Annotated in this window: 4 protein-coding genes; 1 reads left to right on the top strand and 3 read right to left on the bottom strand. The window is 70.3% G+C overall.

Going from position 1 to position 9,395, the window contains the following annotated elements; translation table 11 throughout:
• Window positions 1–333: 333 nt before the first annotated feature.
• Window positions 334–756, bottom strand: a complete 423-nt coding sequence (gene rnk / locus CKO41_RS17175) for a nucleoside diphosphate kinase regulator (RefSeq protein ID WP_200253760.1) — start codon at window positions 754–756, stop codon at window positions 334–336.
• 570 nt (window positions 757–1,326) lie between these two features.
• Between rnk and polA the strand changes: the two genes are divergently transcribed.
• A complete protein-coding gene (polA, locus tag CKO41_RS17170) occupies window positions 1,327–4,011 on the top strand; it encodes a DNA polymerase I (RefSeq protein WP_200383168.1) in 2,685 nt (894 codons plus the stop codon).
• A 413-nt stretch (window positions 4,012–4,424) separates the two neighbouring features.
• On the opposite strand, the gene uvrA is transcribed toward polA, so the two are convergent.
• The gene (gene uvrA / locus CKO41_RS17165; protein ID WP_200383167.1) at window positions 4,425–7,268 is read right to left on the bottom strand and encodes an excinuclease ABC subunit UvrA; all 2,844 of its coding nucleotides are present in this window, start codon (window positions 7,266–7,268) and stop codon (window positions 4,425–4,427) included.
• Window positions 7,269–7,454: 186 nt separating this feature from the next.
• A partial coding sequence (locus tag CKO41_RS17160) for a mechanosensitive ion channel domain-containing protein (RefSeq protein WP_200383166.1) occupies window positions 7,455–9,395 on the bottom strand: 1,941 nt, incomplete at its 5' end.

Here is a 9,395-nt window from a genome sequence, read left to right as displayed (position 1 = left end):
GGATGTCATCGCGCGACTTGGCGTCGATCACGATGGCGCCGATGTCCTGTTCACCGAGCTGCAATTGCGGGTTGATGATCTCGCGCATGGGAATTGGGAATGAACGAAGTTTTGCGGATCCAATACCGTGACGGCCACGACCGGCGGTCTTCCGCCACCCGCGGCGACGAACAATCAGTCAGTTAGCGACGGCGCCGTGCCTGCCGGCGATTTCCGGCCACTCGACTTCCGGTGCCGGATTCGATTATAAGGCATTGTTCCTGCTATTGAAAACGACTTTCCGTTCAGGCACTAGTTTAAAGGAAGATGCGCCGGTTGTTTTTGAATCGTCGCTTACCGATGGTACTCGCCGGAACGTTCCGGTTGATAGGTGACTTCCTTGATGCGCACGCGCAACATGCCACCACCTGGCTTGGGCCATTCGATTTCGTCTCCTTGGGAAAGCCCGAGCAGCGCGCTGCCGACCGGTGCGAGGATCGAGATCTTGCCACCGGAGCCGTCGAGGTCCTTGGGATACACGAGTGTCAGGCAAAATTCCTCGAGCGAGGAATCGACCTCGAACCGGACGGTGGAATTCATCGTGACCACCGTCGCTGGGACATCCTTCGGCGCTACGACGTCCGCACGGTCCAGTTCGGCCTCGAGGTCGCCCTTGCCAGGAAAGGACTCGCTCGGTAACGAGTCGATGAGCCGCTCGAGTCGCTCGGCGTCGAGCGAGGAGATGATCACCGTCGGTTTCTTGTGTATTTCCGTCATTTCGGGTCTCTAATTTGGTGGTGGTCGAGTCGGGCCGGCCAAGGCCCTCGGACTTGACTTGTGCGCCGCTCCGCGCGTCCCCGTCGCGCGCGGTATGCCTTTTGAGACAGTTGTTTGCAGAGGGTTGTCGTCGCCTCCAGGGCGACTGGCCGCCGCGTGTCGACACCCGCCTCGTGCCTCTCGGGCGCGGGCCGCCGGCCGGATGACGATCGCGGTGCAGGCGCGCACGTGGGCTCGCGCGTACACCCATGCGCGCACACGCTGCTTTCCTCTGGATCGAAGTACCCAACGGCAGGTGCCGAGTGCCCGTTGGGCGAGGGATCGGTGAGCTCCGCGGCCAGCACCCGGGAGCCCAGGTCTGGCGCGGCCCGCGCATCGTACTGCATTTCGCCGCGTTCAGCGCGGGTGTTGGAGGTGCCGCGGGCGGCGCGCGTCGCTCCCCTCCGCTGCGCGCCGCCCATCGGCCATGTCCCTGGCCCGCGTCAGGGGAAGCGACCCGCCGGGCGACTGTTCGACCGCCGCGCGGGCGGGTAGCATCGGGGCCTCTTCGTCCCAGGCCGCAGCAACAAGATGACCAAACCCTACTCGCTCATCCTCGTCGATGGCTCGTCCTACCTCTTTCGCGCCTACCACGCGCTGCCGAAGCTGACCAACTCGCGCGGCGAGCCGACCGGGGCGCTGGTCGGCGTGCTCAACATGCTGCGCAAGCTGATCGATGCCCATCGACCCGAGCGGATCGCGGTCATCTTCGATGCGCCCGGCAAGACCTTCCGAGACGACCTCTATCCGGCCTACAAGGCGAACCGCCCGCCGCTGCCGGAGGATCTGCGCGCGCAGATCGAGCCGCTGCACGCGGTGGTGCGGGCGATGGGGCTGCCCCTCGTCGTGGTCCCGGACGTCGAGGCCGACGACGTCATCGGCACGCTGGCGACGCGCGCCGCCGAGGCCGGGCTCGACACCCTGATCTCGACCGGCGACAAGGACCTGGCGCAGCTCGTCGGCGAGCAGGTCACGCTGGTGAACACGATGAGCGATACGCTCTTCGACCGCGCGGCCGTGCAGGCCAAGTTCGGCGTCGCGCCCGAGCGGATCGTCGATCTGCTGAGCCTGACCGGCGACAGCGTCGACAACGTCCCCGGCGTGGCCGGCTGCGGCCCGAAGACGGCCGCCAAGTGGCTCGCCGCCTATGGCGACCTCGACGGTGTCACGGCCCACGCCGACCAGATCAAGGGCAAGGCCGGCGAGGGCCTGCGCGCCGCCCTGGCGCAGCTGCCGCTCGCGCGCGAGCTGACGCGGATCCGCTGCGATGTCGCGCTCGACTTCGGCCCCGAGGACCTGCGCCCGGGCGAGCCGGATGTCGCCGCGCTGCGCAATTGGTACCAGCGTCTGGAGGCGCGGCGGCTCCTGGAGACCCTGCCCGGCGACGACAGGGCTGCCGACGACGCGCCGCATTACGACCTGGTCCTGACAGAGGCGGATTTCGATGCCTGGCTGGCGCGGCTCGCCGAGGCCGACCTCTTCGCCTTCGACACCGAGACGACCTCGCTCGACTACATGCGCGCCGAGCTGGTCGGGGTCTCCTTTTCGGTCGAGCCGGGGCGGGCCGCCTACGTGCCGCTCGCCCACGCCTATCCGGGCGCCCCGGAGCAGCTCGGGCGCGATCATGTCCTGACGCGGCTGCAGCCCCTGCTCGAGGACCCGCGGCGCGCCAAGGTCGGGCAGAACCTCAAGTACGACATGAGCGTGTTGGCGCGCTACGACGTCCACCTGGCCGGCATCGCCCACGACACCATGCTGGAGAGCTATGTCCTCGACAGCACCGCGACCCGCCACGACATGGACGCGCTGGCGAAGAAGTACCTGGGGCGCGAGACGATCCGCTTCGAGGCGGTCGCCGGCAAGGGCGCCAAACAGCTGACCTTCGACCAGGTGCCGCTGGAGACGGCCGGCCCCTACGCCGCCGAGGATGCCGAGGTGACCCTCGGCCTGCACCGCACCCTCTGGCCGCGCCTGGAGGCCGTACCGAGCCTGGCGTGCCTCTACCGCGAGATCGAGATGCCGCTGGTGTCGGTCCTCTCGCGCATGGAGCGGGCCGGCGTGCGCATCGACCGCGACCTGCTCGCCGTCCAGAGCCGCGCGCTGACCGGACGTATCCAGGCGCTCGAAGAGCAGGCCCATGCCGCCGCCGGGCGGCCCTTCAACCTCGGCTCGCCGAAGCAGATCGGCGCCATCTTCTTCGACGAGCAGCGGCTGCCGGTCGTCGCCAAGACCCCGAGCGGCGCGCCCTCGACGTCCGAGGCGGTCCTCGAGCAGCTCGCCGCCGACGGCTACGAGCTGCCCAGCCTGATCCTCGAGCACCGTCGGCTCGCCAAGCTGCGCTCGACCTACACCGACAAGCTGCCGCAGATGATCGACCCGACGACCGGGCGCGTGCACACCTCGTATCACCAGGCCGTCGCGGCGACCGGTCGGCTCTCCTCCAGCGACCCGAACCTCCAGAACATCCCGATCCGCCGCGACGAGGGGCGCCAGATCCGCCGCGCCTTCGTGCCCGAGTCGGGTCACCGCCTGCTCGCCGCCGACTACTCGCAGATCGAGCTGCGCATCATGGCCCACCTCTCGGGCGACGAGCGCCTGCTCGCGGCCTTCGCCGCCGGGCAGGACATCCACCGCGCGACCGCCGCCGAGATCCTGGGGCTCTCGCCCGAGGCAGTCACCGGCGAGCAGCGCCGCTCGGCCAAGGCGATCAACTTCGGGCTCATCTACGGCATGTCGGCCTTCGGGCTGGCCCGCCAGCTCGGCATCGAGCGGGGCGCCGCCCAGGCGTACGTCGATCGCTACTTCGCCCGCTATCCGGGCGTGCGCGCCTACATGGAGCGCACCCGCGCCCAGGCCCACGCGGACAAGTACGTCGAGACCCTGTTCGGCCGGCGCCTCTATCTCACCGACATCGACCACAGCAACCAGGGCCGGCGCGCCGCGGCCGAGCGCACCGCGATCAATGCGCCGCTGCAGGGCGCCGCGGCCGACGTCACCAAGCGGGCGATGATCGCCGTCGACGGCTGGATCGAGCGCGAGCGCCCACCGGTGCGCCTGATCATGCAGGTGCACGACGAACTCGTCTTCGAGGTCGCCGAGGACTGGGTCGAGGAGGCCGCCGGGCCGATCCGCCAGGCGATGGAGGGGGCCGCCGAGCTGGCCGTGCCGCTCCTCGTCGACATCGGCGTCGGCGCGAACTGGGACGAGGCGCATTGAACATCCTCATCGCCGCCTGTGGTGCCCCGAGGCGTAGGGCGGGAAAGCGAAGCGCATCCCGCCGTCGATGACCCGCTCCCGCCGTCGATGATCCGCATCCCGCCGCTGGCGATCCGAATCTCACGGCCTGCGATCGAGCGAAACGTATCCCGCCTTCGCGATCTCGATCGCTACCGCCACGGCGGCGCATCCCGCCGTCGATGGGACGGACTTGTCGCGTCGCTCGCGATGTTCTCGGACAGCTCTCCCATGGGCCGTCGGGCTTTGCAAGGGTCGCCATTGGCGACCCTGTGAATGGTGGGCATGGCGGGATGCGCTGCGCTTTCCCGCCCTACGTCCTGTGCGAGGGGCGCGATTGGCGACCCTGTGAATGGCGGGCATGGCGGGATGCGCTTTGCTTTCCCGCCCTAGTCCTACCAGCCCCGCGCGAGGAGGGGCGCGAGGAATCGCCCGGTGTAGGAGCGCGGTTCGGCGGCGATCTGCTCGGGGGTGCCGCAGGCGATGATCTCGCCGCCCTTGTCGCCGCCCTCGGGGCCGAGGTCGATGATCCAGTCGGCGGTCTTGATGACGTCGAGGTTGTGCTCGATGACGACGACGGTGTTGCCGTCGTCGCGCAGTCGGTGCAGGACCCCGAGGAGGTGGCGGATGTCCTCGAAGTGCAGCCCGGTGGTCGGCTCGTCGAGGATGTAGAGGGTGCGGCCGGTGTCGCGCTTGCTGAGCTCGCGGCTGAGCTTGACGCGCTGGGCTTCGCCGCCGGAGAGGGTCGTGGCGCTCTGGCCGAGGCGCACGTAGGCGAGGCCGACGTCGACCAGGGTCTGGAGCTTGCGGTGGATCGCGGCGATCGGGGCGAAGAAGGCGAGGGCGTCCTCGACGGTGAGGTCGAGGACCTCGTCGATCGTCTTGCCCTTGTAGCGGATCTCGAGGGTCTCGCGGTTGTAGCGTCGGCCCTTGCAGACATCGCACTGGACGTAGACGTCGGGCAGGAAGTGCATCTCGACGCGGATCAGGCCGTCGCCCTTGCAGGCCTCGCAACGCCCGCCCTTGACGTTGAAGCTGAAGCGCCCGGCCGTGTAGCCGCGCGCGCGTGCCTCGGGGACGGCGGCGAACAGTTCGCGCACCAGGTTGAAGAGGCCGGTGTAGGTGGCCGGGTTCGAGCGCGGCGTGCGCCCGATCGGGCTCTGGTCGATGTCGACGACCTTGTCGAAGTGTTCGAGCCCCTCGACGGCGCGGTGCGGCGCTGGGCGCAGGCTGGCACCGTTGAGATGGCGGGCGGCGACCGGGTAGAGGGTGTCGTTGATCAGCGTCGACTTGCCCGACCCCGACACCCCGGTGATGCAGCAGAAGGCGCCGACCGGGATCGCGACGTCCTGGTCGCGCAGGTTGTTGCCGGTCGCGCCGAGCACGCGCAGCTGGCGCTGCGGGTCGCGCGGGCGGCGCGCCGGCGGGATCTCGATCCGGCGCGCGCCGCAGAGGTACTGGCCGGTCAGCGACCTGGGGTTCGCGGCGATCTCCTCGGCCGTGCCCTGGGCGATGATCTCCCCGCCGTGGACCCCGGCCCCGGGTCCGAGGTCGACGACCAGGTCGGCGCGGCGGATCGCCTCCTCGTCGTGCTCGACCACGATCACCGTGTTGCCGAGGTCGCGCAGCTGCACGAGGGTGCGCAGCAGCCGCTCGTTGTCGCGTTGGTGCAGGCCGATCGAGGGCTCGTCGAGGATGTACATGACCCCGACCAGGCCGGCGCCGATCTGGCTCGCGAGGCGGATGCGCTGGGCCTCGCCGCCGGAGAGGGTGTCGGCGCTGCGCTCGAGCGTCAGGTAATCGAGGCCGACGTCGACGAGGAAGCGCAGCCGGGTCGCGATCTCCTTGATGATCTTGGCGCCGATCTCGCCGCGCGCGCCGGGCAGGGTCAGGGCCTCGAAGAAGTGCAGCGCCTCGCCGACCGGTAGCGCCGCGAGGTCCGGCAGGCGGCGGTCGGCGACGAAGACATGGCGCGCCGCGCGGTTGAGCCGGGTGCCGCCGCAGGCCGGGCAGGGCTGATCGGAGAGGTAGCGGGCCAGCTCCTCGCGGACCGTGTTGGATTCGGTCTCGCGGTAGCGCCGCTCCATGTTGCGGATGATGCCCTCGAACGGGCGCCGGGTCGGTGCCTTGCGCCCCGGCTCGCCCGGCACGCCGAGCGCGATCGGCTCCTCGCCGCTGCCGTAGAGGATGACCTGGCGGGCCGCCTCCGGCAGGTCGCTCCAGGGCGCCTCGGGGTCGAAGCCATAGTGCTGGCCGAGGGCGCGGATCATCTGGAAGTAGTAGGCGTTGCGCCTGTCCCAGCCGCGCACGGCGCCGCCGGCGAGGCTGAGCTCCGGGTGCAGGACGACCTTGGCCGGGTCGAAGAACTGCTCGATGCCGAGCCCGTCGCAGGCCGGGCAGGCGCCGGCCGGGTTGTTGAACGAGAAGAGGCGCGGCTCGAGCTCCGGCAGGCTGTAGCCGCAGATCGGGCAGGCGAAGGCGGCCGAGAAGGTGAGCGGCGGCCGCTCGGGCTCGTCGAGCCAGGCGATGCGGGCGCGCCCCTCGGAGAGTCGCAGCGCCGTCTCGAACGATTCGGCGAGGCGCAGGGCCAGGTCGTCGCGCACCCGGAAGCGGTCGACGACGACCTCGATGTCGTGGCGGCGCTTGGCGTCGAGCTCGGGCGGGTCGTCGAGCTCGTAGAGGTCGCCGTCGATCCGGGCGCGGATGAAGCCCTGGGCGTGCAGCTCGGCGAGGAGACGCTGGTACTCGCCCTTGCGCGCCGAGACCACCGGGGCGAGCAGCATCAGCTTGGTGCCGGGCGGCTCGGCGAGGACCTGGTCGACCATCTGGCTGACCGTCTGGGCCGCGAGCGGCGCGTCGTGCTCCGGGCAGCGCGGCTCGCCGACGCGGGCGAAGAGCAGTCGCAGGTAGTCGTAGATCTCGGTGATGGTGCCGACCGTCGAGCGCGGGTTGTGGGACGTGGTCCGCTGCTCGATCGCGATGGCCGGGGAGAGCCCTTCGATGTGGTCGATGTCGGGCTTCTCCATGACCGACAGGAACTGGCGGGCGTAGGCCGAGAGGGACTCGACGTAGCGGCGCTGGCCCTCGGCATAGATGGTGTCGAAGGCGAGCGACGACTTGCCGGAGCCCGACAGCCCGGTCAGCACGATCAGGCGGCCGCGCGGCAGGTCGAGATCCAGGTTCTTGAGGTTATGGGTGCGCGCCCCGCGCAGCCGAATCTGATCCTGGCTTGGCGTCAAATCTCGATACCACCTTGATTGTGTTAGGCGTCTGCTGTGCGCCTGCCGGGGATGCGGCCGGCCCCCGGCGATCCGGGGGATGTCCGGGGGGCCGCGAAGGGTGCCATTATCGGGGCAAACCGCCCTGCGTGCCGGGGCTTCTTCGCCCCGGGCGTTTCGACGGGCGAACGGTCTGGGGCGCGCCCGTCATGCCTCGGGCCGCAGCGCCTTGGCGGGGGGGGCGTGACGGAGGATCAGCTCCTGGGTCGGGTACGCGAAGTCGATGCCCTCCTCTTGGAACCGGCGGTAGATCGCGAGGTTGATCGCCTGCTGGGTGTCCATGTAGACGCCGTAGTCGGCGCCGAGGACGTAGTAGACGATCTCGAAGGTCAGCGCGAAGTCGCCGTACTCGAAGAAGTGGGCGCGGTCGAAGCGGGCGTGCGGCTGGCCGCGGATGATGGTCTCGATGATCCGCGGGATCCGCTCGAGCTTCTCCGGCGGGGTCTGGTAGACGACGCCGAGCTTGAAGACGACGCGCCGCTCGCGCATCCGCTTGTAGTTGCGGATGCGGCTGTTGAGGATGTCGGTGTTCGACAGGATCACCTGCTCGCCCGACAGGCTGCGGATCTGCGTGGTCTTCACACCGATCTGCTCGACGACGCCGAAGGTGTCGCCGGTGACGATGAAGTCGCCGACCCGGAAGGGCTTGTCGAGGATGATGGCCATCGAGTTGAAGACGTCGGCTAGGATGTTCTGGACGGCGAACGCGATGGCGATGCCGCCGACGCCGAGGGCGCCGATCAGCCCGGTCACCGGGTAGTCGAAGTGGGTGAGCACCGAGATCAGGACCACCGCCCAGATGCCGACCCGCACGAAGAACAGGATCAGCCCGTAGCCGCTGACCGCCGAGGGGTCGCGCAGCTCGCGGCGGCTGCGCTGGCGGTTGACGAGGTCGACGGCCCCGGCGGTCGCCCAGATGCCGATCTGCAACCACAGGACGACGACCAACGCGGTCCACAGCCAGGACTCGAGCTGTCCCTCGGCAAGCCCGGAGGCGGCCATCGCCGCATAGAAGGCGACCACGACGACGAAGAGTTGGGTGGTGTTGCGGATCAGCGCCAGGACGATTGCGCGGGCCGTGCGCCGCTCCTGCCCCTGGTCGTTGGTCAGGCGCGGCAGCAGGGTGCGGCGCAGCAGGGCCCGCAGCAGCGAGACGGCGACCATGACCAGGGCGAAGACCCCGACCGCGGTCACCAGGTCGCGCACGTAGATGCCCTGGTCGCGCAGGACGAACAGCTCGGTGTCCCACCAGGCGGCCAGACGCACCCCGGCCTCCTCCAGGTGCTGGCCGAGCGAGCGTTGCCGCACCCGCGGCTCGAGCTGGTCGACGAGCCGCTCGGCCAGCGAGCGCAGCTCGTCCTGGACCACCAGCAGCTCGTCGGCACGCCGCTGTTGGGCATCGAGCGCCGCGCGGCGCTCTTCGAGCGCCTGGTGCAGGCGCGGCTCGAGGTCCGTCTCGGCCAAGCGCCGCGAGAGCGCGAGCTGCATCGAGCGCCGCGTGGCGATCTCGGCCTCGACCGCATCCTTGCGCTCGCCGATCTCGTCGAGCAGGGCACGCGTCTCGCTCAGCCAGTCGGCCAGGGGCGGCTCGCCGTCCGCGTCCTGCATCAGCGCGTGGCGTCGCTCCCAGAGGGTGCGCGCCGTGGCGATATCGTCGATCGCCTGGCGCAGCTGGTCGGCGCCGCGGCGGGCCGCCGTGAGCTCCGCCTCGCGGGCGGCGACCTGCGCCTCCAGGAGCGCCTTGTCCGCGCCGTTGGCGGCCCGTTGCAGGCGCCGGCGCGCCTCGAACAGGGCCCCTTCGGCGACGTCGGCGGCGCGGTTCAGCGCGGTGATGCGCCGTTCGAGGGCGGCCTCGCGTTCGGCGAGCTCGGCGAGCTCGGCGTCGAGGACCTCGCGGGGGAAGGTCAGGTCGCCGTCGATCTGGGCGATCTCCTCGGTCTGGAGGGCCAGCCGGGCCTCGGCGAGGGCCTTCTCCTGGCCCGCGAGCGCCAGCCGCGCGTGGGCGGCGGCGAGCCGCTGCTTGGCCGCCAGCGCCGCGAGCCGGGCCGCCTCGAGCTGGCGCGCGGCCGCCTCGGGCGCGGTACCGGT

The sequence above is a fragment of the Thiococcus pfennigii genome, assembly GCF_016583835.1.
Classification (GTDB): domain Bacteria; phylum Pseudomonadota; class Gammaproteobacteria; order Chromatiales; family Chromatiaceae; genus Thiococcus; species Thiococcus pfennigii.
The sequence above is the reverse complement of the archived record's forward strand: the minus strand, read 5'-3'. Positions and strand labels throughout refer to the sequence as shown.